Source organism: Paraglaciecola hydrolytica, assembly GCF_001565895.1.
Taxonomy (GTDB): domain Bacteria; phylum Pseudomonadota; class Gammaproteobacteria; order Enterobacterales; family Alteromonadaceae; genus Paraglaciecola; species Paraglaciecola hydrolytica.
Window position 1 is genome coordinate 28,144 of record NZ_LSNE01000007.1, and the last position, 26,285, is coordinate 54,428.

Below are 26,285 nucleotides of genomic sequence, written 5' to 3' on the forward strand. Positions count from 1 at the left end.
GACCGACAACGTTAAGCATGTGCTAGGCAAAAATAGCTGAGAGGCGCTGTAAAAAGCCATTTTTTGCTTGGTATTCGCTGGTGTTAGTCAAAAATAGTCGTATAGAAACTGTTGCACCATGACCCCAAGGCCACCATGCCACCATAAATTTAGGTTGCGAGTGCAATTCTTGACTCAGTAGTTGTTGATTTTTAATTAATTTGGCAAAAAATCCAGCGCGATGGTGAATTTCATGTGGGGCTTTTTTGATAGACTTAGCATCCCACTGGCAAGGCAGGATTTGCTGCAAGGTAGCCATTACCTGCTGTTGTTTATCCACTGAAAACTCGGCTAACATCACTCGATGAAAATCGTTGTATTGCCATTTAACCAAGGGTGATAAAGCTTCAATCACCGTTTTTCCATAAGTTTGTAATTGTTCTGCTTGGTTCATATGACTACCAGTGATTAATAAAAATCAGGGTGCCTCCCAAAATCCCGCTGTTCAGTGTAAGCCCGTGAACCGAAAGTTCAGGGCGGAAGTATCATCACTACCGTAGGCTTCTCGATACGGGTCGAGCCTGCACAATAGTAATGGAATCAACTTCCAGGTTGTAAAGCATCGGCCAGGGACATAACTAAACTGGCAAAGACTCCAGGAGGCATAAAAAGTGCGTGATTAGGTTGCTACTTCACTGCTGTAACTTATATCACGGCCCATAGTATAAACTGGTCTTGCCACGATTTACTATGTTGATTTTTGTCTATCATAGTCAAGTTCTGGGCATCAGATGCGCAGGGTGGTAGCATTACTACTCAAATTACGAGAGAGATTATTTTGAATACCAGCAGTCAAGTTTTTGAATCTTTAAGCGCCTTACTTGAGCGCAATAATATTTTAACCAGTGCCGCCGAGGTGCAGGGCATGATTTGCGGCATGTTAGGCGGTGGTATGCCTTTGGAGTCCCAAGATTGGTTAGAGCCACTGGCTGATGTGATTAATCAGGGTGAGTCTTTGCCTAAAGAGGTAATAAGCGCGTTTAAATCTTTGTTTGATGCCACTTGCCAACAGCTAGTTGAAGGTGATTTTGCGCTGGTATTATGTTTGCCCGATGACGCTGCCCCCATTAATGATCGTGGTCATGCTTTGTTAAACTGGGTACACGGATTTTTATTGGGCTTTGGTTTACATCAGGCGGATTTAACCGGTTGTTCGGAAGATGTGAAAGAAGGTCTCGAAGATTTTGCAGAAATCGCCCGCATGGACGAAGAAATGACAGAAGACGAAGAGTCAGAGCAAGCTTTGTTTGAAGTGATGGAATATGTGCGAGTGACTGTGATGTTATGTTTCAATGAATTAGGTAAATCGGCAGAACAGCAACAAGGTGAGCCTAAAACGGTTCATTAGAATTTTACACTCTGTCTCACTCTAGGTTTAGTTAACGAGTTGTCACCCAATATGCTCACCAATACCGAATTTTCTAGCCGCCGTCAGCAACTTGCTCAAGGTATGTTGCCCAATAGTATTTGTCTGATCCCTGCGGCCCAGTTAGTTACTCGCAGTCGCGACACCGAATATGCCTTTCGGCAGGACAGTTATTTTCATTATCTATGTGGCTTTCCTGAGCCGCAGGCGTGGTTAGTGCTCTCTAACCAGAATCGCGCTAAAAATCCTAAAACAGTAAAATCACTGAGTATTTTGTTTTGTTTGGACAAAGACGAACAGGCTGAAATTTGGCAAGGCCGACGTTTTGGCCCGCGTCAGGCAAAAAAACACTTTGAGCTAGATAAAGCTTTTAGCCTAGATGAACTGGACGAGCACTTACTTGAGTTGTTGGACGGCCACGATAATCTGTATTTTGCCCAAGGTCATAATACTGAAGCAGACGAGTTAGTTTTTGCCCTGTTACAGGCTTTGCGAGAAGCACCCAAACAAAGTATGCAAGCACCCGCTAATTTGGTGGATGTACGTCCTTTATTGGATGAAATGCGTTTGTTTAAATCACCAGCCGAAATAGCCATTATGCGTGAGGCTGCTCAGATCTCTGGTAAGGCTCATATCCGTGCGATGGAAAGTGCCAAAGCTGGGCTGAATGAATATCATCTTGAAGCTCATATTCATCATGAATTTGCCATGCATGGTGCTAAAAATCCGGCTTACGGCACTATTGTGGGCAGCGGAGTTAATGCCTGTATTTTGCATTACACCCAAAATAATCAAACATTGAATGCTGGTGATTTGGTCTTGATCGATGCAGGGTGTGAGCTTCAGGGATATGCCGCCGACATTACCCGTACTTTTCCGGTATCCGGGCAATTTTCCGCAGCGCAAAAGCAGCTCTATCAATTGGTGCTTGATGCCCAATCAGCCGCTTTAGTTCAAGTCAAACCAGGCTCGACCTTCAAACAAATAGGTGATGCGGCGATCAAAGTGATTACTCAGGGACTGATAGACTTAGGTTTGCTGTCAGGTAGCTTGGCTTTTAATCTCGACAAACAGCTTTATCGTGATTTTTTTATGCACGGCATTGGCCACTGGTTAGGTTTAGATGTGCATGATGTAGGGCATTACAAAATCGCTGGACAAGACCGTTCTTTGCAAGCAGGCATGGTCTTGACTATCGAGCCAGGCATTTATGTGGCACCTGACGCCGATGTTGACGACTGTTGGTTGGGTATAGGTATTCGTATTGAGGATAACGTGCTATTGACCGATGACGGCTTTGAAAATTTAACCCAAGCTACGCCTAAAACCATTGTCGACATTGAATCACTGATGGCACACCAGCAAAATGGCAAAAGCTAATGCAAACTTTTGATGTAGCAGTTATTGGGGCGGGAATTGTCGGTTTAGTGCAAGCGCTGGCACTCAAGTCCAGTGGTTTGAAAGTCGCATTAATCGACAGTCAAAATGCACCCGAGACGCCTGTTGGTCCTGCTAAATTGCGGGTTAGCGCCTTAACACTAGCGACACAAAATGTACTAACTGCCTTAGGTGCGTGGCAAAAACTGGATACAAGCCGGATTGCGCCCTACCACTCAATGTCGGTATGGGAGCAAGACAGTTTTGCCAAGATTGAATTTGCGGCTAGGGACGTTAAACAAGCACAACTCGGTTATATTGTTGAGAATCAAGCAGTGCTTGCTAGTTTGTGGCATCAAGCCGCATGTGCCAACTTTATAGAATTGTTTGCCGAGAGCCCAATCAAACAGTTAGCCTTATCACCTCAAGGCAGTTTTATCAGTTTAGCCGATGAACGTATGCTGACTGCACGTTTAGTGATTGGTGCCGATGGCGCGAATTCATTGGTGCGCAAAGTGGCGAATTTCCCGCAGACTTTTTGGGACTATGAACAACATGCCATAGTGGCAACCATTCTTACCTCAGTGCCTCATGACAATGTGGCTCGGCAAATTTTCACAGGCTCTGGTCCCTTGGCCTTTTTACCCTTGTGGGATCAGCAGCATTGCTCGATAGTTTGGTCTCAAGACGAAGCGCAAGCGAGTATGTTAATGTCTTTGTCTGATACCGAGTTTAATAAAGCGCTGACAGCGGCCTTTGATGGGCAACTTGGTTTGTGTGAACTTGTCAGCGTGCGCCAGTCTTTTCCTTTAAAAATGTCTTATGCGCGTCAGTGGCTCAGTCAAGGTGTCGCGATAGTGGGAGATGCTGCCCATACTATCCATCCATTAGCAGGACAGGGCGCTAATTTGGGCATATTAGATGCGGCAGCGCTGGCTGAACAAATCTGTACTTTAGTGGCACAGGATAAAGACTTTAGTTTGCTCAGAAATTTACGCCCTTTTGAACGTTGGCGTAAAACAGAAACTTTAAAAATGATTGCTGCGATGGAAGGTTTTAAACGTTTGTTTGCGGGTAATGCGACGGGCAAAAAGCTGTTACGTGATCTTGGTTTGAATGCGGTAAACCAATTACCTCAAAGTAAAAATACTATAATCAAACATGCCATGGGTTTAGCCGGTGAGTTACCCACATTGGCAAAATCTCTTGAGCTTAGCTAAGGAAATCAGATGTTAAAACCCTTTGTGGTTGCTGTTTTTGGAGTCTATTTACTGAGCGCTTGTGCCCAGCAAAAAAGCAATGTGGCCACGCCTAAACAAGAGGGCGAAATAAACTCCAAGCCTTTAAGTGCCAATTGTTTGCATGCTAAGCAGGAGTTAGACAAGGCAGTGCAAGCGGGGGAGCACAATAGTCTGCATGAACTGAAGCGCAATATTGAATTGTATTGTGTGTGGCGACGTTATTAATATCTTTAGAAACTAGAAACTAGAAACTAGAAACTAGAAACTAGAAACTAGAAACTAGAAACTAGAAACTAGAAACTAGAAACTAGAAACTAGAAACTAGAAACGGAACTTTGATAAACACATGACACCCGCCATTAATTTACTCAAACAAGCCAAAATAAGTCATAAGGTGCATGAGTACCAACATGATGCACAGTATGAATCTTATGGCTTAGAAGCGGCTGAAAAACTCAATATTGAGCCTGAACGAGTATTTAAAACCTTAGTGGTCAAGCTCGACAATGGACAGTTAGCCGTGGGGATTTTGCCGGTTAATCAAATGCTGAGCATGAAAGCCATGGCAAAGGCCTTAAATGCTAAAAAGGCCGAGATGGCTGACAAAGTCGCAGTACAACGCAGTACGGGATATGTATTAGGTGGTGTAAGTCCTTTAGCCCAGAAAAAACGCCTCAAAACCGTGATTGATCAAAGTGCTCAAGAGTTTGTTAGTATTTTTATTAGTGGTGGACGCCGTGGACTAGAAATCGAACTAGCCGCTACGGATTTGGCTAAAGTGACACAAGGGCAGTTTTTTAGCATTGCTGTTTAATGTTTTAGTCTATCTGTGGTAAACAGGTAGTCCTAGTTAAAAGTTTTACGCATTAATAGCTTTCGAGGTTATTACAGTGAATAAAGCTCATGGTGAATATAAGTTAGTATTGTCTGGAAATATCATGTTTACCGTTGCACTTGGCCCTTGGAATGCAGAGTGCGTTGATAGTTTTATGCAGGATTATTATCAATTAATATTACCTCTGCACGGCAGTCGCTGGGGAAATTTAATCATTTTACATGGAGAAAGTTTACTTATTCCTGCGGCTGAATATTTGTTGGCAAAGGCTGTCATGATCAGTGTTAGTCAGGGGCTTACTGATGTTGCAATCGTCCTGAGTAATTCTTCTGTTCAAACTAGCACTGAGGCGCAATTTCTCAATGTGTATAAATCATCTGGTCTAAATTTACGTACATTTCAGTGTGATACAGCGGCGTTAGCGTGGTTAATTCAACAAGGACTACGTTGTGACGATGGCAAAATTTTACGCAATCTCGCCTGAGTATTGCAACTTACTATTGGCTTAATCGATTTTTCGGTTGCCAACCTAAATATTTATTTAAAAAAGAGAGTGTTAAATGAAATTTACTATCCCGTTGTTATTTGTTGCTGTTGTGGGCTTGAGTGCTTGCCAAACCAAGCCTGTCAGTGATGAAGCTATTATTGATAGTGTTGCAGCAGAAACTAAAAAGCAACAAGCTAACAAAAAAGAGGGAGGAGAGCCTAATCCGGCAAAGTGTCAGCAGGCAAAATTAGATCTGGTTGAAGTCGAAAGTGCTCAAGATATTCCACAAATCAATAGAGTAAAAGCCGCCATTATGCAGTATTGCGATAATATTAAATAAAGCAGTTAAAGCAGTTAAAGCAGTTAAAGCAGTTAAAGCAGTTAAAGCAGTTAAAGCAGTTAAAGCAGTTAAAGCAGTTAAAGCAGTTAAAGCAGTTAAAAGAGTTAATTTAGTTTGAGCCACAACTCGCTGCGCCCCAAGGGGGCTGTAGCGGGTAACAATGGGTTTGCTAACTCAATGATCCGGCGTTTGGTATTGATGACCTTTTCAACCTGTTCTCCGAAATATTGCATAAATAGTTTATTAAATGAACCGTCCAGAAGAGCTGTTTCGAGACCATCTAAAATAACCTTTGCTAAGTCATGATTATCTTTATTTACATAGAAATAAAATGCGGTGGGGTAGTGAATTATCACACTTGGCTCAATGGCGATATTCAAATTTTTATGGTTCAGGTAGTCTTGATCTATTTCGAGGATAGAGCGGGGGAAATAGTCAAAGCGCCCTTTACTGAGCATGCCAAACAAACCCTCAAAGTCTGAGCCTTTTGCCACTGTTAGGCCATTGGCTTCCAGTATTTCAGTATCACTCCAGGTATGGTATTGGCCAGGTATCAGTTTTTTAAAAGCCTCTAAGTTATGCACGTTTTTAAATAGATCGAGCTGATTTCTTCTAACCAAGGGTATACACCAACCTTGTAAACCTTTTAGAAGAGGAAAATGTACAGCACGATGCTTTTGTTCTCTTTCTAAAGTAGAGCCTGCAAATACAACATGTAGGCCATCGTCGCTGGCGAGTAATTCAAAATTACGATCTTTAGGAATGTGTGCACCTAAGGGCTGAACGTGATAGCGCTTATTTTTGTTATAGCTAAGAGCATGTTCCAACAACAAACTGTAGTAATAGTCGTTGGCGGTTCCCGGAAAAATCACCGTTTGTATTTCTTGGCTGTAAGCAAGTTTGCTACACAGGATAAGTAACAGGGCTAAATGCGATTTTTTGCGACCATACTGTGTTTGTGACTTGAGCCGGACATGCCAAATTTCATGAATAAAACGGCTAAAAGGCATAGCAATGTTTCTCGTCTTCATCGGGTATAGTGTTACATTATGCTTATTAAAACAGATGCTTCTGACAGATTCTATTCTGTACTCACTATTTCAAGTGTAGTTGAATAACCTACAGTATTATTTGTAAATCAAAACATACACTTGCAAACCGATAATAAGAGACAAGTCCTCACTTATGTTAGAACTATTTGGTTATTCACTGACTTACGCTACTTTTGCCATGTTATTGCTGGTGGCATTTTTTATTGGTATGGCAAAAACTGGGGTACATGGTAGCTCGATGTTTGCAGTGCCACTGTTGGCGATTATTTTTGGTGGCAAAATGTCGGCAGGGTTAATGTTACCCATGTTGATCATGGCCGACTTATTTGCAGTTAAATACTATCATCGCCATGCAAACTGGAGTTACCTGCTTAAGCTTTTTCCCTCGGCAGCTATTGGGGTGTTGATTGGTACCTACTTAGGTCAGATGATCGATGATGAGGTATTTCGTAATGTCATGAGTGTGATCATTTTTGTCAGCTTAGCCATTATGTTATGGATGGAAAAAGCCAACAAAGACACTATCCCCGACTATCTGTGGTTTGCCATATTGATGGGTACCTTGGGCGGCATCACTACCATGATAGGTAATTTGGCGGGGTCGGTGATGGCACTGTATTTACTCAGTATGCGTTTACCTAAAAATGTTTACATAGGTACGGCGGCTTGGTTCTTTTTAGCAATTAACCTGTTTAAAGTGCCTTTTCATATTTTTAGTTGGCACAGCATTAGTCTTAATTCGTTTTATCTAAATTTACTCTGTTTACCCGCTATTGCTTTAGGTGCTTGGGCTGGGATTTGGGTGGTAAAACGCATACCTGAGAAATATTATCGCTGGTTAGTGATTAGCATGACCGCTTTGGCAGCTGGGTTTATGCTGATATAAACAATTAGTTAGCCTAGTATAAAGGGTGAGTTGTTCATTTGGTTTAATGGAGGTTTTTATGTATAAACGAGTATTTCGGATTTTAATCAGTTTAGTTTTTGTGGTTTTTTATGCTCAAGCACAGGCACAAGACGTTGATCTTGCTCAAACCCTTGTTATTGACGTAAGAACGCAAGAAGAGTGGCAAGACGCTCACCTTGATGATGCAAAATTAATCCCTTGGGAAGGCATAGTCGCTGAAACCGATAAGCTCGGGTTAGATAAGAAACAAGCTATTGCCTTATTTTGTCGCAGTGGAAATCGCGCCGGTAAAGCTATGGCCTTGCTTAATGCAGCAGGTTACAGCAATGTGGTAAATCTAGGCAGTTTAGAGCAAGCCGCACAAGCCTTAGAGAAGCCTATTACCCATTGAGCTGTATTTATACCCTTCATCCCGCGCGCCGTCCGCTTGAAACTGCACGTTTGTTGGCTGCACTCACACTCCAATCACTTAGTAAGGTTAAGCTCATGGGGCTGAGTTCCTTTGCCGCCGCCGTGCAATTCCAATGAATTTGTTGATAGTAGTTAACTCAAACGACAATCACCATCCCAATCAAACTAATCAAAATCAGGTAGCTCAAAACTAGTTTCTGAGTTAGCTGCTGCCGTTAAATAATTTTGTCATGTAAGTTAATTATTATCTGTCTCTCAACTCATCTGAATTGAAACAAATAGCAAATTTTGTTGTCTCAACAGGGTGTCTCAAAAGTACGCTGTCTCGATTGCCCATTTGCCAAAAGATTGATGAGTAAAAGCAATACTAATATTGGAACTGAGAAATAATCATGCAATTAACCATATATTCGCAAAATTTAACCATAACGGGCCAATTGAAAGAATTTTTTGCTCGAAAAGTAAGAGCCATTTTTACCAAAACCCAAGAAAAGATCCGCAAAATCACCATCAACTTTACTTCAGAAGAAAGCCCTAAAGGGGTTAAGACCATTCTATGCAAAGTACAAGTGGTATTATTTGGTTTACCTTCAATATTGGCGGTTTGTAAACACCAAAATATGCATAAAGCCTCTGCACTCGCTTTGAGTTCGGCGAGTTTGGCTCTAGAAAAGCAATTTCCTCAGAGTTGAAAACTCTGATTTGAACAAATAACACATTTTGCATTCAATAAAACGATTAAGACAATCTATTAGTTCAATTTTAATGATTGGTGCGTAACACCTACTATCCTCTTCGAGATTTACTTTAACTAAAACCTATTGAAGAGGAAGAACCATGTACCAATCCATTATCAACTCCAGCTTATTACCTTTCAAAGCTACGGCTTTTCATAACGGTGAATTTATTGAAGTCACCGAAAAAAGTGTATTAGGTAAATGGGCCATTTTTATGTTTTACCCTGCTGACTTTACTTTTGTCTGCCCCACTGAACTAGGTGACTTGGCTGACCATTACGCGCAATTGCAAGCAATGGGCGTTGAAGTGTATTCGGTGTCAACTGATACACACTTTACCCATAAAGCCTGGCACGATACTTCTGACACCATTGCTAAAATCAAATACCCCATGATTGGCGACCCTACTGGCCGTATTACTCGTAACTTTGGTGTGATGATCGAAGAAGACGGCTTAGCTCTGCGCGGTACCTTCGTGATCAATCCAGAAGGTGTGATCAAAGTCGCTGAAATTCATGACTTAGGTATTGGTCGTTCTGCTTCTGAACTATTACGTAAAGTGCAGGCCGCTCAGTACGTTGCAACTCACGACGGTGAAGTATGCCCAGCTAAATGGCAGCCAGGTGAAGCTACCCTTGCTCCTTCGTTAGATCTTGTTGGCAAAATCTAATTTGCCAGTGGTGAAATAAACTGAGGGTGGCCTTAAGCCACCCTTGAATTCACCCAAGATGCTCAGAATAAAACCCTAATTGATCATGCATAAGCGCATAGGAATACCAAGATGTTAGATGCTAAATTAAGTACTCAACTGAAAGCCTATTTACAAAACCTTAAAACCGAAGTGCAATTACATATTGCCTTGGATGCTGTGGCTCATCCTAGTAAATCAAATGAAATCAGTGAGTTGGCAAATGAAATCGCGCAACTGTCTGATTTGGTTACTGTTATGCCACAACAAGATAGCAGCGTCCGTGTTCCTTCTTTACAAGTGGTATCAGCTGTTAATAATACGCGCATGACTTTTGCGGGTGTGCCTTTAGGTCACGAATTTACCTCTTTAGTCTTGGCCTTGTTACATAGTGGTGGTCATCCACTAAAAATTAGCCAAGAACAAATCGAATTTATTAAAGCTCTGGATGGAGACTTTGAGTTTGAAACCTTTGTTTCGCTCAGTTGCCAGACTTGCCCGGGAGTAGTGCAGGCCCTCAATATGATGGCTGCCCTTAATCCCAATATTCGCCATACCATGATTGACGGTAGCTTGTTTCAAGATGAAGTAACTAAGCGCAATATCATGGCAGTGCCTAGTGTTTTTCTAAATGGTGAAACTTTCAGTCAGGGCGCAGTGACTATCGATCAAATTCTGAAAAAAATTGATCCCAGTAGCGGTAAAAAACAGGTTGAGCTGTTAAAGCAAAAAGCAGCCTTTGAAATGTTGATCATTGGTGGTGGTCCGGCAGGTGCCGCTGCAGCGATTTATGCCGCACGCAAAGGTTTACGCACTGGCATAGTGGCCGACAAATTTGGTGGTCAAGTTGCTGAAACAGTAGGCATAGAAAACTTTATATCAGTCAAAGCTACCGAAGGCCCCAAATTAGTCTCTGGCCTTGAAGAGCACGTTCGTGATTATCCGGTGGATATCATGAGCGATAACCAAGCAGTTAAACTTACGCGCATTGCCTCTGAAATGGGCAACGTGATTAATGTTGAACTGGCTAATGGCGCAACCCTAAGTAGCCAAGCGGTAATCGTTGCCACCGGGGCAAGATGGCGCGAAATGAATGTACCGGGTGAGCAACAATACCGTGGTAAAGGTGTGGCGTATTGCCCGCACTGTGATGGCCCCTTGTTTAAAGGTAAACGGGTGGCGGTGATTGGTGGTGGTAACTCGGGTATCGAAGCTGCTATTGACTTAGCCAATATCGTTGAACAAGTTACCGTACTGGAGTTTGATACAAAACTGCGCGCCGACAAGGTATTGCAAGATAAAGCCAATTCTATGGGTAATATCGAGATTATCTTAAATGCGCAAACCACCGAAGTACTGGGTGATGGTACGCGGGTAAGCGGTTTAACTTATACCGACCGCAGTGACAACAGCAGCAAACATGTTGAGCTGGCTGGGATCTTTGTACAAATCGGTTTGGTGCCCAATACCGAATGGTTAAAAGGTGATATTGAGTTGACCAACCGTGGTGAGATAGTGGTGAGCCAAAAAGGCGAAACTTCTATCCCTGGGGTATTTGCAGCAGGTGACGTAACGACTTCACCTTATAAACAAATCATTATTGCTATGGGTGACGGCGCCAATGCCGCACTAGGTGCTTTTGATTTTTTGATACGCCAAACCCTGCCGGTCAAACAAAACCAAGCAGCGTAATAGCTTTAGAAACTAGAAACTAGATGCTAGATTCTAGTAGCTAGTTAAAAACACCACTGAGAGCGCTGTTTTACAAGACTTCGCTCTTGGCTTCCGCTTTAACTAGTCACTATTTACTAGCATCTAGCATCTAGCCGCTGCTCCTCCTTTTTAGCTAGTTTCTATCCACTTCTTCATCACTTGTGACAAATGTCATAAACATATTGTGACTTTTAGCCTATTCGCTGTTGTTAATTTTATGTAATGATAGTCTTGTATACTAAATAATCGATTACTGCAGGGAATGAGATGAGTGTGAACGACAAAAGTGAGCTGTTACAACAACTTAAAATAGACAGAAATCAAGCCCCCGTCGCCGCAGGTATTAAATTTTGGCAACTTATATTGGTTGTTGTGCTGTGTGTCTCAGTGTCGATCTGGTTAACTTTAAAGTTTGCCCTTGTTCCTGCTAGTCAAACTCCGCAAATAAGCAACTCAAAAACACAAGTAGTAACAAGCGCTGGCACAACTCAAGTTAACAGCTCTGCTCCTAGCCCTAAAGTAAATAAGTCTCTTGACAATAACAGCATCCTTAATTCTTCTGGTTATATTACCGCGCGACGTATGGCTACCGTGTCATCAGAAGTCATGGGCCTGATCACCGAAGTCAATGTTGAAGAAGGCATGGAAGTGGAGCAAGGACAAATTCTTGCGCGCCTAGATGATGCAATTGCTAAAGTGAATTACGACTACTCAGTGGCGCAAATTGCAGTACTGCAAGCTAGGCGTAAGTCCATAGTCGCTAACCTCGACGAAGCCAAATCCAACTACCAGCGGGTGCTTAATAATAGCTATTCAAGTGATGCTGATCGCACGCGTACCTTTGCGGCTCAGCAAAGTCTATTGGCTAATTTAGAAAGCGCTGAAGCTGATTTATTGTTGGCTAAAATTGAAGTCCGTCGCCAACAAGAGCGTTTGGATGATCACACTATTCGTGCCCCTTTTGGCGGTGTAGTCACGCAGAAAAACGCTCAACCCGGTGAAATAGTCGCGCCTTCATCGGCAGGTGGTGGTTTTACCCGTACCGGTATTTGCACCATAGTGGATATGAGTTCACTGGAAATTGAAGTAGACGTTAACGAGTCCTTTATCGGGCGGGTTTATCCTGGGCAAAAGGTCGAAGCCACACTTGACGCCTATCCTGATTGGACTATTCCAGCCTCGGTTATTGCCACTATTCCAACCGCCGACAGGGCAAAAGCAACAGTACAAGTACGCATTAAAATTGAATTAAACGATGCTCGAATTCTGCCCGACATGGGTGTAAAAGTCGGGTTTTTAAAAGATTAACCTCAGAAATCTGAGCAGAAAAGGAAATGAAGATGACTACAGAAAATCTATTTGAACTAAAAAATGTCGCCAAACTTTTTACCAAGGGCAAAGAAACCATCAGCATATTTGAAGGCCTTAATATGCACATTAAAAAAGGTGACTTTATGGCCATCATGGGGCCTTCTGGCTCTGGTAAAACCACCTTGTTAAATTTGCTTGGTGGAGTCGACCAACCTTCCAGTGGTGAGATCTCCTTTGACGGCCAGCGCATTGATAACCTCAGTGAAAGCCAGCTCGCCAAATGGCGCGCCAACAACATAGGTTTTATCTTCCAGTTTTATAATCTAATGCCCATGCTCAATGCGGCTAAAAACGTCGAATTGCCTTTGTTACTAACTAACCTCAGCAGTAGCGAGCGTAAAAAACAAGTGGCCACCGCCCTTGAGTTGGTGGGTTTAAGTGACAGAGCCAAACATATGCCCAGTGAAATGTCCGGTGGTCAGCAACAGCGTGTGGCGATTGCTCGCGCCGTGGTATCTGATCCCACGTTTTTATTGTGTGATGAGCCCACCGGTGATCTTGATCGCCAAACCGCCGATGAAATTCTCGAAATGCTGCAATTACTAAATAGTAAATTTGGTAAAACCATAGTAATGGTGACCCATGATCCTTCCGCAGCAAAATATGCCACTCATACTGTGCATTTAAATAAGGGGAAATTTGTTAAAGCAGAGGAATTATTGGTATGAAAGACTTCTACTTAATTTACAAAAACCTGACCCGTAAAAAGATGCGGCTGTTTTTGACGACCTTTGCGATTTTTATCGCCTTCCTCATCTTTGGCGCAATCATGACGCTGCGCAGCGCGCTTAATTCAGGCATCGAAATGTCGGCGGACAACCGTTTAGTAGTCATGCATAAAATAAGTTTTACCAACCCGCTGCCTTATGCTTATGTGAATAAAGTCAAGGCGATGGATGGGGTTAAAGATGTAACTCACGCAAATTGGTTTGGTGGTTATTTTCAAGAGCCAACCAATCAAGTTGTGACTATGGCGGTGGATCCAGAATCTTATTTAAGTGTGTATCCTGAATTGGTGGTTGAGCCTGAGCAACTGGAAAATTGGACAAAAGACCAAAGTGGTATCTTAATCGGCGAACGCATTGCCAAAGCTAATAACTGGCAGATTGGTGATCGTATTCCACTATCGTCCAATATTTTTTCACAAAAAACCGGCGGTCAAACCTGGGACTTTACGGTCGATGGGATTTTTAAAGGCAATGACGCAAAAGTGGATACCGGTTATGCCTTGATCCACTATAAGTACTTTAACGAAACCCAAGCTTGGGGCGGTGACAGCATAGGTTGGTTGATTTTAACCACCACCGATCCGGCCTTAAATGAACAAGTTTCCAAAGCAATTGATGAGAATTTTGCTAATTCCAACTCGGAAACCAAGACCAGTACTGAACAGGCCTTTAACAAAGCCTTTATCGATCAGATTGGCAATATCGGGCTGATTATTTTTGGCGTGGTATTTATGGCCTTTTTCACCATTTTGATTGTGGTTGGCAATACCATGGTACTGGCGATACGCGAACGCACCAACGAAATTGCCGTGCTAAAAACCTTGGGTTTTGAATCCTCACGAATTTTTAAAATGGTTTTAGTTGAATCCTGTTTATTGGCTTTTTTGGGCGGCTTATTCGGCATTGGTGGTGCTTATTTGATCGTGCAAGGGGCTGCAAAAGAAATGGCGCGCTTTTTACCTAACCTGATATTGGATGAAGCTATATTCGGCCAAGCGCTGATTTACATGCTGGTATTGGGTCTGATCACCGGTATAGCGCCCGCCATCAGTGCGCTGCGTTTAAACATTGTTACCGCATTTAGCAGGGGATAGTTATGAGTACTCTTTTATCGCAAAGCGCCGCCGTTATTAAAATGAACATTCAGAGTTTACCTCGGCGTTTATGGATGTCGCTGGCTATGGTGTTTGCTAGTGCCGTGGTAGTGGCGATTTTACTGGCTTTTTTGGCCATGTCGAAAGGATTTGAAGCCACTATGGAAAGTGCAGGCTCAGATAATGTGGCCTTTTTTATACGCACTGGCTCAGCGGCGGAACTCAACAGTTCGGCGGGTAGAGATCAGGTTAACTTAATTGAAAATTCCCCCGGCATTAAACGTGACGAACAAGGTCCGATGGTGTCCCCTGAGCTCTATGTGATTGTGGATGGCATTAAAAAATCCACCCAACAAGAAGCAAATTTACCCTTACGTGGATTAGATCAACGTGGTGTCAACATGCGCAAAGGTTTTACTCTAGTGGCGGGGCGTATGTTTAATCCCGGTACGGATGAACTGATTGTAGGGGCTGGTGTAGTAAGTCAGTTTGACGGTTTTGAATTGGGCCAGGAAATCCGTTTTGGCAAAAATACCTGGAAAGTGGTTGGGGTGTTTTCTACCGGCGGCAATGTATTTGAAAGTGAGTTATGGGCTGATGCCAAGGTTATTCAAAACCTTTATAACCGTGGCAGCTCCTATCAGTCAGTACGCGCGGTGATGGAATCTCCTGACAGTTTAGGTGCCATCAACGAGTATTTAAAATCCGAGCCACGTTTAACTCATGAAGCCCAAGCCGAGTCGAGCTATTTTGCCGAACAAGGAAAAAGCCTGAGTTATATGGCCATATTTGGCTGGGTAATCAGCTCGATAATGGCCTTAGGTGCGTTGGCAGGCGCTTTAAATACCATGTATACCTCGGTATCCGATAGAGCCATGGAAATAGCTACCTTACGAGCAATAGGCTTTAGCAGTTTTTCAGCCTTTATTGGCACCATGGCTGAAGCCATGACCTTGGCGGTAGTGGGCAGTTTAGTGGGGTCCTTAGCGGCCTTTATCTTTTTTGATGGTTTAAGTACCTCGACCTTGGGAGGCAGTTTTACTCAGGTGGTATTTAGTTTTAGCCTTACGCCAGAGTTATTTACCAAAGGCATTAGCATGGCCTTGGTGATTGGTTTTATCAGTGGATTTTTCCCTGCATGGCGAGCTGCCAGAGTACCAGTGATCGTGGCGTTTCAAAGCGGCAGGTAGACAAGCAGTAAATAGAGGCTAGTAAATAGCAAAGCAGTAAATAGAGACTAGAGACTAGAGACTAGCCACTATTTACTAGCGTCTAGCCACTGCTCTTGCTTTTAACTAGCCACTATTTACTAGTCTCTAGCCACTGCACTCGCTTTTAACTAGCCACTATTTACTAGTCTCTAGCCACTGCTCTTGCTTTTAACTAGCCACTATTTACTAGTCTCTAGCCACTGCTCTTGCTTTTAACTCGTCACTATTTACTAGTCTCTAGCCTCTGCTCTTGATTTTAACTCGTCACTATTTACTAGCATCTATCTACTGCATTTATCTTGGCTTTTATCCGCTTTGCTTTATATTGAGCAAAATGTAAAGTTTATGTTAAGGATGGCTATGCGGATAAAGTTGAGTACTCAAGGAATAGTGTTAGGTTTTATGCTGACACTGTTAGTTCTCTTAGGCTTTTATCATCATAATATCCAACGTTTATCTACCGCTATAACCCTCTACGACGCTGACAAAATCGCCCACAACTTTCTGAGTATGTACCAACACTTTACGGCCAAACGTATTGAAGCCAGCGCTAAACCTTTTTATTTTGCAGTACATTACCAAAGCTTGCCCGAAACCTTTGAATATGAGGGGGAAACCCTATCGCTTGAGACGTTTTTAAGCGATACACAAACTCACGGCCTGATGGTGATTAAAGCGGGTGAGATAGTGTCTGAGCAGTATTTTTTAGAAAACAAAGCGGACAAACAGCATATTTCTTTTTCATTGGCTAAATCCTTTGTGTCGGCTTTGGTTGGCATTGCGATTAACGAAGGACATATCCAAAGTATTGAGCAACAAGTGACTGACTATGTACCAGAACTTATCGGTACTGGTTATGACGGAGCGCGGATAAAAGACGTATTGCAAATGTCTTCGGGTGTGAAATTTAATGAAGACTACGGAGACTTTTTTTCTGACATTAATCGTTTTTCTCGTGCCATCGCTTTTGGTACCTCACTGGATAGTTTTAGTGCTTCGTTAACGCGTGAGCATGAGCCAGGCACCTATCATCATTATGTCAGCATAGATACTCAGGTTTTAGGTATGATCCTGACAAGGGCAACCGGTCGTAGTTTAAGTGATTATCTGCATGAAAAAATCTGGCAACCTATGGGCATGCAAGATCCTGCTTATTGGTTAGCAGATGATCAAGGTGTGGAACTGGCACTAGGTGGCTTAAACGTCACATTGCGTGATTATGCCAAATTTGGTTGGTTATATTTACATCAAGGTCGCTGGCTAAATGCCCGTGGTGAAAGCATGCAAATCGTGCCACAACAATGGGTCTTAAACTCAGTTACCCCTGATGCACCACACCTACAAGCTGGCGAAAACAATCCGGCTTCAAGTTCGGTTGATGGTTATGGGTATCAATGGTGGATCCCACTCGGTGCTGAGGATGAATTTATGGCCAAGGGTATTTATGGGCAGTACATTTATATTGATCCTGATCAGGACTTGGTGATAGTTAAAAACTCTGCCAACCCACATTATACCGACAAAACCCAGCAGTGGGGAGCAAAAACGATAGCCTTATTTCGAGCTATCAGTCGACATTTTGCTGAGCCTTAGAAAGCCCATAGTTTACTGTGGATTAGTCGATGCCAAATCAATAATGAAATGTTATGCTCAAAAAACACCATCAATACCAAGCTGAATAGGCAATATAATCAGTACTATTTAGCCAAACAAGGAAGAAACCAAGTTGTTAAACGTATTATTAGTCGATGACGACATTGAGTTTACGGATGTAGCTAGTCAGATCATTGAATTTCTCGGACATACGGTAGCAGCAGTGCAAAACCTGCAAGAAGCCCGTAATTTGTTGGAATATAATCAGTTTGATCACATATTTTTAGATTTTATGTTACCCGATGGTAGCGGATTACATCTAATTGATCATCTTACTCAAACAGGTTCAACATCCTACATTACGATGATAACGGGCCACCCTTCGGTTAAAGGTATGCTGGCTGGTTTATGTGGCCCTAAAGTCGACTATTTGCTCAAACCTTTGCAAAGGGAAGATTTGGAATCGGCCTTAAATCGCAAATCCAGCAAACGTAAATCTACCACTCAACACACAGGGCCTAAGCGCCATTTTGGCTGTTTAATTGGTGAGTCTGAGTCCATGCGTAATCTCTACACTATGATAGAGCGGGTCTCGCAAACCTCGGCTAACGTACTGTTAATGGGCGAAAGTGGGGTGGGTAAAGAAGTGGTGGCACAAGCTATTCATAGCGCTAGCAAGATTGAAGGTCCGCTGGTGGCAACTAACTGTGGTGCTATGTCGAAAGAGTTGATTGGCAGCGAACTATTTGGTCATGAAAAAGGTTCTTTTACGGGGGCAGTGGCACAGAAAAAAGGGGTATTTGAACGTGCTAATAATGGCACTTTGTTTTTAGATGAAGTCACCGAAATGCCCATTGATATGCAACCTAATTTGTTGCGGGTATTAGAAACTAAAAAAGTCATTCGTGTTGGTGGTACAAGTGAAGTCAGTGTTAATTGCCGAGTCGTCTCGGCTACTAATCGTAATTTAGCTGAACTGGCAGAAACTAAGGTGATGCGTGAAGACATCTACTTTCGATTAGCGGTGTTTCCTATTGATATTCCGCCACTGCGTGAACGTACCAGTGATATTCCTTTATTGGCGCAAGTATTTCTGAGTGAGTTAAATGAAGAATATGGCGCGGCGCTCAAGTGGCAAGAAGCTCAATTGCAACGTTTAGCTGACTACGAATGGCCGGGTAATGTGCGCGAATTACGACATACTGTGCATCGGTCTTTTATCATGTCTGATATGCAAGGTTCTGATGTTGCTTTACCTGAGAGTTTTAAATCACCTTTCGCCAAAGTGAGTAAACAGACTAATAGTATTAGTGCTGGGCAAACTATCGAAGATGTTGAAAAACAATTGATCACGGCCACCCTCACAAAAGTTGATGGTAATAAAACCCTCGCGGCAGAAATGCTCGGGATCAGTACTAAAACCTTGTACAACCGCTTACATGCCTACGGAGATTTTGATGACTGATAACATCAAAGATCTCGCTCAACTAGTACACGATGCGCGTGGCCCATTAAATAAAATATCGATGAATGCCGAACTGGTTAAATTGGTATTAGAAAACGACCTGCCCAAAGAAAAAGCCTTGCAAGCCTTGCAGGCCATTATTAAAAATTGTCAGGACTGTAGTACTCATTTGCAGGCTATAACTGCTTTGGGGAAAGCGTCCAAATAGTTGGGCAGTTTGTTATACATTGAGCCAATTTAAGAGTTAAATAATGCTGAAAATAAAATGGTTAGAAAATACTAAAATAAGCTGGGGGCTTATCAGCATAATAGTTATTGGGGTCATCTTTGCTAATGCCTTACTGGCGCGTAAGACCATTAATACCTTAGCTACCACTCAGGAAAGTTTGTTAAAGGCCAGTGATATACTTAATGAACTCAACCGCCTGCATGTGCTGATTTTGTCTGCTGAATCTGGGCAACGAGGTTATTTACTGACCGAAAATGCGGAGTACCTTGCACCCTATGCTGATGCCTTAAGCGAACTGAATTTACAATTAAAAACGGTGGCGGCTATTCGTTCAGAGTTGCCAGGCCAGAAAGCTAAAATCGATACCTTACTTACCCTCACTCAGGATAAATTAGATGAACTAACCACTTCGGTAGGTTTAGCCTTATCAGATCAAGAGCGCCAAGCCATAAAATTGGTGATGACAGGTAAAGGGCGTGAGCTGTATCGCGACATTCGGCAAACCTTTGAAGAAGTTGAAGGTACTGAAACACGTTATCGTCAGTTGCTGTTTACTAAATTGGCTGCAACTGAGCATGAAGCGCAGATAACTTTTATGATTTCAGCAATCACCAGCTCGCTGTTGTTAATTGGCATGGTATTTTTGGCTAGGTTGAATTTACGTATTGAACAACAACATAAAGCCGAACTGATAGAGCAAAATGAAGTGTTGCAAAACAAGGTTGAAGAACGCACTGCTGAACTTAAGTTATATTCACAAGAGCTTAAATTGAGTAATCGTGAACTAGAAGATTTTGCCTTTGTAGCCTCACATGATCTACAGGAGCCTTTACGTAAAATCAGGGCCTTTGGTGATAGGCTGCAAACGAACTATACCAGTATGTTGGATGACAGGGGCGCGGATTATATCAATCGTATGCGCAATGCTGCCGAACGTATGTCTGATTTGATTAATGATTTACTTGAGTTTTCGCGGATCACCACAAGGGGTAAAGACTTTGTCGCGACAGATCTAAATCAAACAATCACTACAGTATTAGATGATTTAGAAATAGCCATTACTGAATCAAACGCTAGAGTAGAACGTTGTGACTTACCTGAAGTCGATGCTGATCCCAGTCAAATGTACCAGTTGTTTCTTAATCTGATTTCGAATGCTGTCAAATTCAAAAAAGCGGATGTGCCAACAACAATTACCTTTAACTATCATCTTGAACACAGTGAACATGCCGACAAACTGGATGAGGATTGGCATATTATTACTATCAGTGATACCGGTATTGGCTTTGAACAAGAATATGCAGACAAGATTTTTTCACCCTTTCAACGTTTACATTCGCGCGAGGAATATAAAGGCACGGGGATTGGTTTAGCCGTGTGTCGGCGTATTGTTGAAAGGCATTTTGGTGTGATAACAGCAAGTAGCGAACCCGGTATTGGCTCGGTATTTACCATCAAAATATCTGCCAGCCTTATTAATTTACATTTAGACAGGGAGCAAAGAAATGCCATTTAGCAAAACGCGTTCAATAACCATTTTAATGGCTGATGATGATGAAGATGATCGTTTGTTAACCCAAGATGCCCTCAAAGAAAGTCGAGTACTAAACCAACTATATTGTGTTGAAGATGGTGTTGAGTTGCTCAAATACTTACGCCGTGAAGATAAATATAGCGATAAAACCTTGTATCCCAAACCGGGACTCATTTTACTCGATTTGAATATGCCACGTATGGATGGGCGCGAAGCGCTACAGCAAATTAAGGCTGATCCACTGTTAAAAGGTATCCCTGTGGTTATCCTAACAACCTCTCAGCAAGAGGAAGACATGGTGAAAGGTTACGGTTTAGGTGCAGCATCCTATATTACCAAACCCGTTAATTTTGAAGGTTTAGTGGGCTTGATGAAGGCGATAGGCAGTTATTGGGTTGAATTTGTTGAACTACCGAGTGACGACTGTGAATAAGTTAGACAGAGTAGCCTGAAAATGGTGATTAAAAGCGCGCGTATTTTGTTGGTGGAGGATGATGAAGATGATTACATCCTCACCAGTGACTCGCTCGCACAACTTGAATCTTATTGTTTTGATATTGAGTGGGTAACGGATTCTAAACAGGCGCTCGATAAATTAATACACGACGATTTTGATATTTGTTTGCTGGATTATCAACTTGGGGCTCAAAGTGGTTTAGAGGTATTACGTCAGGCTGAACAAAAAAACTGTAATACCCCGATTATCATGCTTACCGGTCAAACCGATGACAGTTTAGATAAATATGCCCTTGCGGCAGGCGCTGTCGATTATTTAAACAAAGATGAGATATCCACCGATCGTTTTGCCAGAGCCGTGCGTTATGCCCTAGCTCGAAATGATGCGACCAAAGAACGTTTAGAGCGACTAAAAGCCGAAACCCAAAATCGCTCCAAAGACCGTTTTTTAGCGCATCTCAGCCATGAACTGCGTACTCCTCTTACCTCAATTTTGGGTTACACAGAATTATTACTCAACAGCGAAAAAGCCCAGCAGGCGGCTTCTGAACTGAATATTATTTTGAGTAATGGCAAACATTTGTTGAGTTTGTTAAACGATGTATTAGATCTATCTAAAATCGCCGCTGACAAACTAGAGCTTAATCCGAGCCAAATACAACTGGACAGTTTTATCGCTGATGTATTTTATTTATTGCAAATCAACGCCCAAGATAAAGGCTTAACTCTGGTTGTAGAAAGCACCTCACTTTTACCGGTAAGTATTTATGCTGATGCCACACGATTACGCCAGATATTAATTAACCTGACCTACAACGCGATTAAATTTACTGAACAAGGGCAAGTCACGATCAAATTAGCCATGCAAGGTAGCGGGACTAATGAGCAGTTGTCCTTTGCCGTACAGGATACTGGTATGGGGATCCCACCCGCCCGCCTGAATAGTATTTTTAAACCTTTTGAGCAAATCGAAGACATCGTTACTCGTAAAGAATCTGGTGCGGGTCTGGGTTTGGCAATTTGTACCGAACTGGTAAAACGTATGGGGGGCGAGCTTGCTGTGGAGTCGCAACCTGGAGTAGGCAGTTGTTTTCGTTTTGCGATTACTCCTGGTGACATCACTCATGTCAGCAGGCAAATGTTAACCTTTGATAAAACTGCCCATGCAAATAAAACGGAATTTTTGCCCACCTTGAGCGGTAGAGTGCTAGTGGTAGACGATGCCAATGACATTCGACATTTAATCAAAAATATCTGTATTAATTTTGGTTTACAGACCGAAACTGCGCGTAACGGTTTAATAGCTTTAGAGAAATGCCAGCAGTCAATGGCACAGCAACAACCTTATGATTTGGTGTTAATGGATGTGCATATGCCGGTGATGGATGGCAGAGAAGCCATCGCCAAGATCCGTCAGTTAGGGTTTGAATCACCGGTGATTGCAGTGACTGCCGCTGCATTAAAAGGGGTTAAGCATTCGCTGTTAGCGATTGGATTTTCAGATGTATTGTACAAACCCCTCAATAAAACCGCCTTGTATCTGAGCCTAAGCCACTATTTATCTGACAGTGCTAAGTCAGACAGTGTTAAGTCTGAGAGTGGATTGGCTGATGAGCTTAAACACAGCCCTGCAGTATTACCCTACGATATCTTGTTGGTTGAAGATGATCACGACGCTGCTGAGATCACGCAACTGTTATTACAAAGTTTAGGCGCCACTGTGGCAGTGGCAGCCAATGCACAGGAGTGTTTAACCTTATTAAAAGGTCACAGTGTGTACGGCAAGATTTTATTGGATCTCCAACTACCTGATTTGGATGGCCTAAGTTTAGCGGCACAGATCAGGCTGCTGCATCCTGCGGCGGAAATTGTTGTTGTCAGTGGCTCACAGGTAAATCAGCTTGAATTAGACAAACTAGGTATTAAACAAGCCCTACTTAAACCTCTGAACCTGGCTAAGTTACAAAGCCTCCTGCATTAGTTTTTTGTTTTTGCACTCATTGAGTAATAGTTTCATCAGCCGTGTAAAAACTGCCTACTATCTAACGCTATTTATCATTTAATAACCACAAAATGTAAAATTAATCTTTAAAAATCATACTGTTATGTCATGGCCTTGAAGTGGCACATCCTTCGCATTGTTTAGGTTACTTCTAATAAATGCGAGTGAGAGCAGTATGAAAATTTTTGAAGCCATTCGTCAGGATCATGAAAAACAGCGCTTGTTAATGAAAGTACTGATGGAAACCTCTGGTGATAGTCCCAGTCGTAGTACCTTTTTTAAGGAGCTAAAAGCTGAATTGGCAAAACATGCTATCGCTGAAGAGCGCCACTTTTATGTACCACTAATGGCTAGTGATAACACCATTGAACCATCCAGACATGCTATTGCTGAACATCACGAAATTGATGAATTGGTCGAAAAACTTGAGCAAACTGCCATGAGTTCATCGGCGTGGTTACTGCACATGAAAACCTTGCAAGAAAGAGTGTTGCATCATCTGAGCGAAGAAGAGCACGAATTTTTTCAGCAAGCGGGTAAGGTATTAAGCGCAGAGCAAAAAGACCAATTAGCCACGGCGTATAAAAACGAAATGCTCTCACATCATGGGTGATTAAGCGCATTCAGCTTAAGCAGCGCCAATTAGGCAAAAGTTTGTTGGGAAGGATTACCCAACATTTGACTTGGTTAGCCCTCAGTTTACTGAGAGCGCCAAGTCTTTTTTGCTTGAAAGCTAAAGTTCCATTTCCCTTTAATTACAGCAATAGGAGCCGCTATGTTTATCATCAAATATTATCTTGCTGCGGCAATATTGAGTTTTGTGCTGGCATATTTTTCTACGTATTTTGTTTTCAATATTATTTTTATATGGATTGGTTTATCACTGGCGGCGGTGAGTAGTGCCTATCTATTACAAATGCCGAGTATTTTTCGTAAAAAACAAGATGGTACTATACCGCTAACAATACGTTGGCTGTTTATCCCGTTTTTAGCGGGTGTGCAGCTTTATAATCTTTGGGCGAGAAAACGTGACAAGGTGCCCGCTATACAACAAATAGACGACAAGTTATTTTTAGCATGTCGGCTTTTTTCTGCTGACATGCCCGAGCTACATGCTAAAGGTGTTAAAGCCTTGGTTGATGTTACCGCTGAATTTGATGGTTTAGACTGGACAGCTCACGCCGAGGATTTAGCTTACTTGAACGTACCTGTGCTTGATCATCAAAGCCCCAAAAAGCAAGACTTGATGCATGCCATGCACTGGATCGCCAATCAGCAACGTGCTGGCAAACCAGTGGTAGTGCATTGCGCGCTGGGGCGAGGGCGCTCGGTATTAGTGGTGGCGGCGTATTTATTGTGCCGTTACCCACAACTTAGCGTCGAACAAGCGCTTAAACGCATTAACGATATCCGGCAAACCGCGGCGCTGAATCGTTCGCAGCTTAAAGCTTTAATCAAAATTCATCGAAATGGTGGTTTAGACTTGCGTAAACCTGCTTGGTTGATAGCTAATCCGGTATCCGGTGGGGCTAAATGGCAAATTTATAAAGAGGAAATAGAACAGCGTTTTGCTGGGCACTTTCAGCTTAAAATGGTTGAAACTACCAAACAAATAAGTGCGGGTGAGTTGGCGCAACAGGCTATCGCTGAAGGGGCGACCACCATTATTGCCTGTGGTGGCGACGGTACCTTGTCGGCAGTTGCTGCTGAATTAATTAATACCGAACTAACCCTCGGCATTATCCCCTTAGGTACAGCTAATGCCTTAGCCCATGTATTGTTTGGCCTAAAAAGTAAAATCATCCCGATAGAAGTGGCTTGTGAACATATCATTGCTGGGCAAGTGCAAAAGATTGATACCGCTTACTGCAACCAACATTTGGTACTGCTAGTGGTGGGTATTGGATTTGAGCAAAAAATGATTGCCTCTGCTGATCGTGAACAAAAAGATCAAGGTGGCCAACTGGCCTATTTACGTGCGCTGTGGGATGCCGTGAATCAAAATGAACCCCACACTTTGCATATCACCGTTGATCAACAAGCACCACAAACCATCGAAGCCTGCAGTTTAATTGTTGCTAACGCCGCGCCGTTTTTAACCGTACTGGCGCAAGGTGGTGGAGAGCCAAATTTTCAAGATGGACAGTTAGACATTACCTGGCTACCCCCCAGAGATGATCCCCATGAGCATATCTACACCATGTCAGAGTTGGTCATGAGTGGCTTGTTTGAGGGATTTCAGCCAGAAAGTGTGGAATATACCAAAGCCCAAAAAATCAAAATCAGCAGTGATAAACCCATAGATTATGTCATTGATGGTGAAAACTTTAAGGATGAAGAGTTAGTGATCTCCATTAATCCTTCTTCGCTAAACATACTGGTTAGCCAATAGGCCAATGATGTTAAAAATTAGCGCTGGGTAATAGATTAATACTATGAATTAATTAAAAAATTAACCCGTCAGTCAGCTACATTTCGACTATTCCTTTAGCGGATGTAGCATGCATCCTCACTAATAATTGTTAAAAGACATCACTGGGCCAAACCTAAGAATGCCCAGATGTTTTAGTTGCTATACATAATGATAGTTCTGGTTTCATTATCCATGCTGGCGTCACTAGCAAGATTACAATTGAATGTTGTCCTTGGTGTGGTGCAAATCTAGGTAAAAGATAAAGGTTATTTGAACATGGCATTTAACCAGTTAAATTATCGGAAAACCACTCACTGACCCCGCTAAAGCGCTGTCGTTTTCTACGGCTTGGGGCATTAACCAGAGACTTTACTTATGGGACTATTGATATTTAGCATCAATGTTACGCTTGACGGTTGCATCGATCACCAAGAGGGAATAGCCGACGTCGAGACACATGCTTTTTTTACTCGCCTCATGGATGAGTGTGGGGCGATGTTATGGGGTCGCACCACCTACGAAATGATGGAAAGTTACTGGCCGGAGGTGGCCCGTGGCGACATTGAGGCTGCACCCGCAATTCGAGAGTGGGCGGTCAAACTAGAGGCCAAGCAAAAGTATGTGGTGGCGTCTACGCGCAAGAACTTTCCGTGGGCCAATAGCCAACACATCGCTGGCGACCTACGCACAGAGGTGCAGAAACTCAAGGATGCGACACCAACTGGTGTGCTCCTTGGTAGCAGTAAGCTCGCAGTAGAGCTTGATCGGCTGGATTTAATAGATGAGTACAAATTCCTCGTCCACCCTAGAATCGCAGGTCACGGCCCGACCTTATATCAGAGTGGGTTGACAAGCACGCGACGGCTTGAGTTAGTTTCGGCAACACCGCTTAGTAATGGTGCTGTTGCTATGCATTATCGGCGTTGCCAGAGCTAATACCTAAGTCATTAAAAGATACGCGTATTACCTAAGAGTTGAAATACGAGTAAGGCTGCT

The 26,285-nt window shown here is 42.7% G+C and carries 27 protein-coding genes, 1 other RNA gene and 1 pseudogene; 26 read left to right on the forward strand and 3 right to left on the reverse strand.

The window, feature by feature from the left end; all coding sequences use genetic code 11:
- Window positions 1-22: 22 nt before the first annotated feature.
- Complete coding sequence (locus tag AX660_RS13900; protein ID WP_068377998.1) at window positions 23-433, reverse strand: hypothetical protein; 411 nt, start codon at window positions 431-433, stop codon at window positions 23-25.
- Between the two features lie 29 nt (window positions 434-462).
- A non-coding RNA gene (ssrS, locus tag AX660_RS13905) (6S RNA) lies at window positions 463-644 on the reverse strand.
- Window positions 645-817: 173 nt separating this feature from the next.
- Here ssrS and AX660_RS13910 point away from each other — a divergent pair.
- The 7 genes from AX660_RS13910 to AX660_RS13940 all read left to right on the forward strand — a co-directional run bounded on the left by AX660_RS13910 (window position 818) and on the right by AX660_RS13940 (window position 5,685).
- Window positions 818-1,387 (forward strand): UPF0149 family protein, encoded by a 570-nt coding sequence (locus tag AX660_RS13910; RefSeq protein ID WP_068378000.1) that lies wholly within the window; start codon window positions 818-820, stop codon window positions 1,385-1,387.
- A gap of 51 nt (window positions 1,388-1,438) precedes the next feature.
- The gene (pepP, locus tag AX660_RS13915; RefSeq protein ID WP_068378002.1) at window positions 1,439-2,785 is read left to right on the forward strand and encodes a Xaa-Pro aminopeptidase; all 1,347 of its coding nucleotides are present in this window, start codon (window positions 1,439-1,441) and stop codon (window positions 2,783-2,785) included.
- Window positions 2,785-4,002 carry an FAD-dependent monooxygenase gene (locus tag AX660_RS13920; RefSeq protein WP_068378004.1) on the forward strand — a complete coding sequence of 406 codons (1,218 nt, stop codon included), beginning with the start codon at window positions 2,785-2,787 and terminating at the stop codon, window positions 4,000-4,002. Before pepP ends, AX660_RS13920 begins: the two co-directional genes overlap by 1 nt.
- Before the next feature lie 9 nt (window positions 4,003-4,011).
- Window positions 4,012-4,248 (forward strand): hypothetical protein, encoded by a 237-nt coding sequence (locus tag AX660_RS13925; protein ID WP_068378006.1) that lies wholly within the window; start codon window positions 4,012-4,014, stop codon window positions 4,246-4,248.
- A gap of 121 nt (window positions 4,249-4,369) precedes the next feature.
- Entirely contained in the window at window positions 4,370-4,837 is a 468-nt protein-coding gene (gene ybaK / locus AX660_RS13930; RefSeq protein ID WP_068378008.1) for a Cys-tRNA(Pro) deacylase, read from the forward strand.
- Between the two features lie 76 nt (window positions 4,838-4,913).
- On the forward strand, window positions 4,914-5,342 hold the full coding sequence (locus tag AX660_RS13935; protein WP_068378010.1) for a hypothetical protein: 429 nt from the start codon (window positions 4,914-4,916) through the stop codon (window positions 5,340-5,342).
- Window positions 5,343-5,418: 76 nt separating this feature from the next.
- Window positions 5,419-5,685: a hypothetical protein gene (locus tag AX660_RS13940; protein WP_068378012.1), complete on the forward strand. Its 267-nt coding sequence runs from the start codon at window positions 5,419-5,421 to the stop codon at window positions 5,683-5,685.
- 104 nt (window positions 5,686-5,789) lie between these two features.
- On the opposite strand, the gene AX660_RS13945 is transcribed toward AX660_RS13940, so the two are convergent.
- Window positions 5,790-6,695, reverse strand: coding sequence for a type 2 periplasmic-binding domain-containing protein (locus AX660_RS13945; RefSeq protein WP_068378014.1), 906 nt, complete (start codon window positions 6,693-6,695; stop codon window positions 5,790-5,792).
- Window positions 6,696-6,870: 175 nt separating this feature from the next.
- On the opposite strand from AX660_RS13945, the gene AX660_RS13950 reads away from it, so the two are divergent.
- From AX660_RS13950 to AX660_RS14035, 19 genes and pseudogenes are all read left to right on the forward strand, one after another.
- Window positions 6,871-7,623, forward strand: coding sequence for a sulfite exporter TauE/SafE family protein (locus AX660_RS13950; RefSeq protein ID WP_068378016.1), 753 nt, complete (start codon window positions 6,871-6,873; stop codon window positions 7,621-7,623).
- Between the two features lie 58 nt (window positions 7,624-7,681).
- Window positions 7,682-8,035 carry a rhodanese-like domain-containing protein gene (locus AX660_RS13955; RefSeq protein WP_082768917.1) on the forward strand — a complete coding sequence of 118 codons (354 nt, stop codon included), beginning with the start codon at window positions 7,682-7,684 and terminating at the stop codon, window positions 8,033-8,035.
- 412 nt (window positions 8,036-8,447) lie between these two features.
- A complete protein-coding gene (locus AX660_RS13960; protein WP_068378018.1) occupies window positions 8,448-8,747 on the forward strand; it encodes a hypothetical protein in 300 nt (99 codons plus the stop codon).
- A 145-nt stretch (window positions 8,748-8,892) separates the two neighbouring features.
- Window positions 8,893-9,462 carry an alkyl hydroperoxide reductase subunit C gene (ahpC, locus tag AX660_RS13965; protein WP_068378024.1) on the forward strand — a complete coding sequence of 190 codons (570 nt, stop codon included), beginning with the start codon at window positions 8,893-8,895 and terminating at the stop codon, window positions 9,460-9,462.
- A gap of 111 nt (window positions 9,463-9,573) precedes the next feature.
- Window positions 9,574-11,172 (forward strand): alkyl hydroperoxide reductase subunit F, encoded by a 1,599-nt coding sequence (gene ahpF, locus AX660_RS13970; RefSeq protein ID WP_068378026.1) that lies wholly within the window; start codon window positions 9,574-9,576, stop codon window positions 11,170-11,172.
- Between the two features lie 288 nt (window positions 11,173-11,460).
- Window positions 11,461-12,501 carry an efflux RND transporter periplasmic adaptor subunit gene (locus AX660_RS13975; protein ID WP_068378028.1) on the forward strand — a complete coding sequence of 347 codons (1,041 nt, stop codon included), beginning with the start codon at window positions 11,461-11,463 and terminating at the stop codon, window positions 12,499-12,501.
- Window positions 12,502-12,533: 32 nt separating this feature from the next.
- Window positions 12,534-13,232 (forward strand): ABC transporter ATP-binding protein, encoded by a 699-nt coding sequence (locus AX660_RS13980; RefSeq protein ID WP_068378030.1) that lies wholly within the window; start codon window positions 12,534-12,536, stop codon window positions 13,230-13,232.
- Window positions 13,229-14,386 (forward strand): ABC transporter permease, encoded by a 1,158-nt coding sequence (locus AX660_RS13985; RefSeq protein WP_068378032.1) that lies wholly within the window; start codon window positions 13,229-13,231, stop codon window positions 14,384-14,386. The genes AX660_RS13980 and AX660_RS13985 overlap by 4 nt, the downstream gene beginning before the upstream one ends.
- 2 nt (window positions 14,387-14,388) lie before the next feature.
- Entirely contained in the window at window positions 14,389-15,576 is a 1,188-nt protein-coding gene (locus AX660_RS13990; RefSeq protein ID WP_068378034.1) for an ABC transporter permease, read from the forward strand.
- A gap of 381 nt (window positions 15,577-15,957) precedes the next feature.
- Window positions 15,958-17,190, forward strand: coding sequence for a serine hydrolase domain-containing protein (locus AX660_RS13995; RefSeq protein WP_068378630.1), 1,233 nt, complete (start codon window positions 15,958-15,960; stop codon window positions 17,188-17,190).
- A gap of 133 nt (window positions 17,191-17,323) precedes the next feature.
- The gene (locus AX660_RS14000; protein ID WP_068378035.1) at window positions 17,324-18,655 is read left to right on the forward strand and encodes a sigma-54-dependent transcriptional regulator; all 1,332 of its coding nucleotides are present in this window, start codon (window positions 17,324-17,326) and stop codon (window positions 18,653-18,655) included.
- The gene (locus AX660_RS14005; protein ID WP_068378038.1) at window positions 18,648-18,863 is read left to right on the forward strand and encodes a histidine kinase; all 216 of its coding nucleotides are present in this window, start codon (window positions 18,648-18,650) and stop codon (window positions 18,861-18,863) included. Before AX660_RS14000 ends, AX660_RS14005 begins: the two co-directional genes overlap by 8 nt.
- Window positions 18,864-18,906: 43 nt before the next feature.
- Complete coding sequence (locus AX660_RS14010; protein WP_068378040.1) at window positions 18,907-20,400, forward strand: sensor histidine kinase; 1,494 nt, start codon at window positions 18,907-18,909, stop codon at window positions 20,398-20,400.
- The gene (locus tag AX660_RS14015; protein ID WP_068378042.1) at window positions 20,390-20,851 is read left to right on the forward strand and encodes a response regulator; all 462 of its coding nucleotides are present in this window, start codon (window positions 20,390-20,392) and stop codon (window positions 20,849-20,851) included. The genes AX660_RS14010 and AX660_RS14015 overlap by 11 nt, the downstream gene beginning before the upstream one ends.
- A 21-nt stretch (window positions 20,852-20,872) precedes the next feature.
- Window positions 20,873-22,855 (forward strand): response regulator, encoded by a 1,983-nt coding sequence (locus tag AX660_RS14020; protein ID WP_068378044.1) that lies wholly within the window; start codon window positions 20,873-20,875, stop codon window positions 22,853-22,855.
- Window positions 22,856-23,051: 196 nt separating this feature from the next.
- Window positions 23,052-23,489, forward strand: coding sequence for a hemerythrin domain-containing protein (locus tag AX660_RS14025; RefSeq protein ID WP_068378046.1), 438 nt, complete (start codon window positions 23,052-23,054; stop codon window positions 23,487-23,489).
- Window positions 23,490-23,651: 162 nt separating this feature from the next.
- Window positions 23,652-25,268, forward strand: a complete 1,617-nt coding sequence (locus AX660_RS14030) for a diacylglycerol kinase family protein (RefSeq protein ID WP_068378048.1) — start codon at window positions 23,652-23,654, stop codon at window positions 25,266-25,268.
- A 170-nt stretch (window positions 25,269-25,438) separates the two neighbouring features.
- Window positions 25,439-25,552 (forward strand): annotated as a pseudogene (locus AX660_RS23715) (DUF6980 family protein); the annotation flags it as partial.
- Between the two features lie 112 nt (window positions 25,553-25,664).
- Window positions 25,665-26,225 carry a dihydrofolate reductase family protein gene (locus tag AX660_RS14035; RefSeq protein ID WP_068378050.1) on the forward strand — a complete coding sequence of 187 codons (561 nt, stop codon included), beginning with the start codon at window positions 25,665-25,667 and terminating at the stop codon, window positions 26,223-26,225.
- The last annotated feature ends 60 nt before the right edge of the window (window positions 26,226-26,285 follow it).

Coding starts and splice junctions, on each gene's coding strand:
- AX660_RS13900 (WP_068377998.1), bottom strand. CDS start 433: ATGAACCAAGCAGAACAATTACAAACTTATGGAAAAACGGTGATTGAA.
- pepP (WP_068378002.1), top strand. CDS start 1,439: ATGCTCACCAATACCGAATTTTCTAGCCGCCGTCAGCAACTTGCTCAA.
- AX660_RS13920 (WP_068378004.1), top strand. CDS start 2,785: ATGCAAACTTTTGATGTAGCAGTTATTGGGGCGGGAATTGTCGGTTTA.
- AX660_RS13925 (WP_068378006.1), top strand. CDS start 4,012: ATGTTAAAACCCTTTGTGGTTGCTGTTTTTGGAGTCTATTTACTGAGC.
- ybaK (WP_068378008.1), top strand. CDS start 4,370: ATGACACCCGCCATTAATTTACTCAAACAAGCCAAAATAAGTCATAAG.
- AX660_RS13940 (WP_068378012.1), top strand. CDS start 5,419: ATGAAATTTACTATCCCGTTGTTATTTGTTGCTGTTGTGGGCTTGAGT.
- AX660_RS13945 (WP_068378014.1), bottom strand. CDS start 6,695: ATGCCTTTTAGCCGTTTTATTCATGAAATTTGGCATGTCCGGCTCAAG.
- AX660_RS13950 (WP_068378016.1), top strand. CDS start 6,871: ATGTTAGAACTATTTGGTTATTCACTGACTTACGCTACTTTTGCCATG.
- AX660_RS13955 (WP_082768917.1), top strand. CDS start 7,682: ATGTATAAACGAGTATTTCGGATTTTAATCAGTTTAGTTTTTGTGGTT.
- AX660_RS13960 (WP_068378018.1), top strand. CDS start 8,448: ATGCAATTAACCATATATTCGCAAAATTTAACCATAACGGGCCAATTG.
- ahpC (WP_068378024.1), top strand. CDS start 8,893: ATGTACCAATCCATTATCAACTCCAGCTTATTACCTTTCAAAGCTACG.
- ahpF (WP_068378026.1), top strand. CDS start 9,574: ATGTTAGATGCTAAATTAAGTACTCAACTGAAAGCCTATTTACAAAAC.
- AX660_RS13975 (WP_068378028.1), top strand. CDS start 11,461: ATGAGTGTGAACGACAAAAGTGAGCTGTTACAACAACTTAAAATAGAC.
- AX660_RS13980 (WP_068378030.1), top strand. CDS start 12,534: ATGACTACAGAAAATCTATTTGAACTAAAAAATGTCGCCAAACTTTTT.
- AX660_RS13985 (WP_068378032.1), top strand. CDS start 13,229: ATGAAAGACTTCTACTTAATTTACAAAAACCTGACCCGTAAAAAGATG.
- AX660_RS13990 (WP_068378034.1), top strand. CDS start 14,389: ATGAGTACTCTTTTATCGCAAAGCGCCGCCGTTATTAAAATGAACATT.
- AX660_RS13995 (WP_068378630.1), top strand. CDS start 15,958: ATGCGGATAAAGTTGAGTACTCAAGGAATAGTGTTAGGTTTTATGCTG.
- AX660_RS14005 (WP_068378038.1), top strand. CDS start 18,648: ATGACTGATAACATCAAAGATCTCGCTCAACTAGTACACGATGCGCGT.
- AX660_RS14010 (WP_068378040.1), top strand. CDS start 18,907: ATGCTGAAAATAAAATGGTTAGAAAATACTAAAATAAGCTGGGGGCTT.
- AX660_RS14015 (WP_068378042.1), top strand. CDS start 20,390: ATGCCATTTAGCAAAACGCGTTCAATAACCATTTTAATGGCTGATGAT.
- AX660_RS14020 (WP_068378044.1), top strand. CDS start 20,873: ATGGTGATTAAAAGCGCGCGTATTTTGTTGGTGGAGGATGATGAAGAT.
- AX660_RS14025 (WP_068378046.1), top strand. CDS start 23,052: ATGAAAATTTTTGAAGCCATTCGTCAGGATCATGAAAAACAGCGCTTG.
- AX660_RS14030 (WP_068378048.1), top strand. CDS start 23,652: ATGTTTATCATCAAATATTATCTTGCTGCGGCAATATTGAGTTTTGTG.
- AX660_RS14035 (WP_068378050.1), top strand. CDS start 25,665: ATGGGACTATTGATATTTAGCATCAATGTTACGCTTGACGGTTGCATC.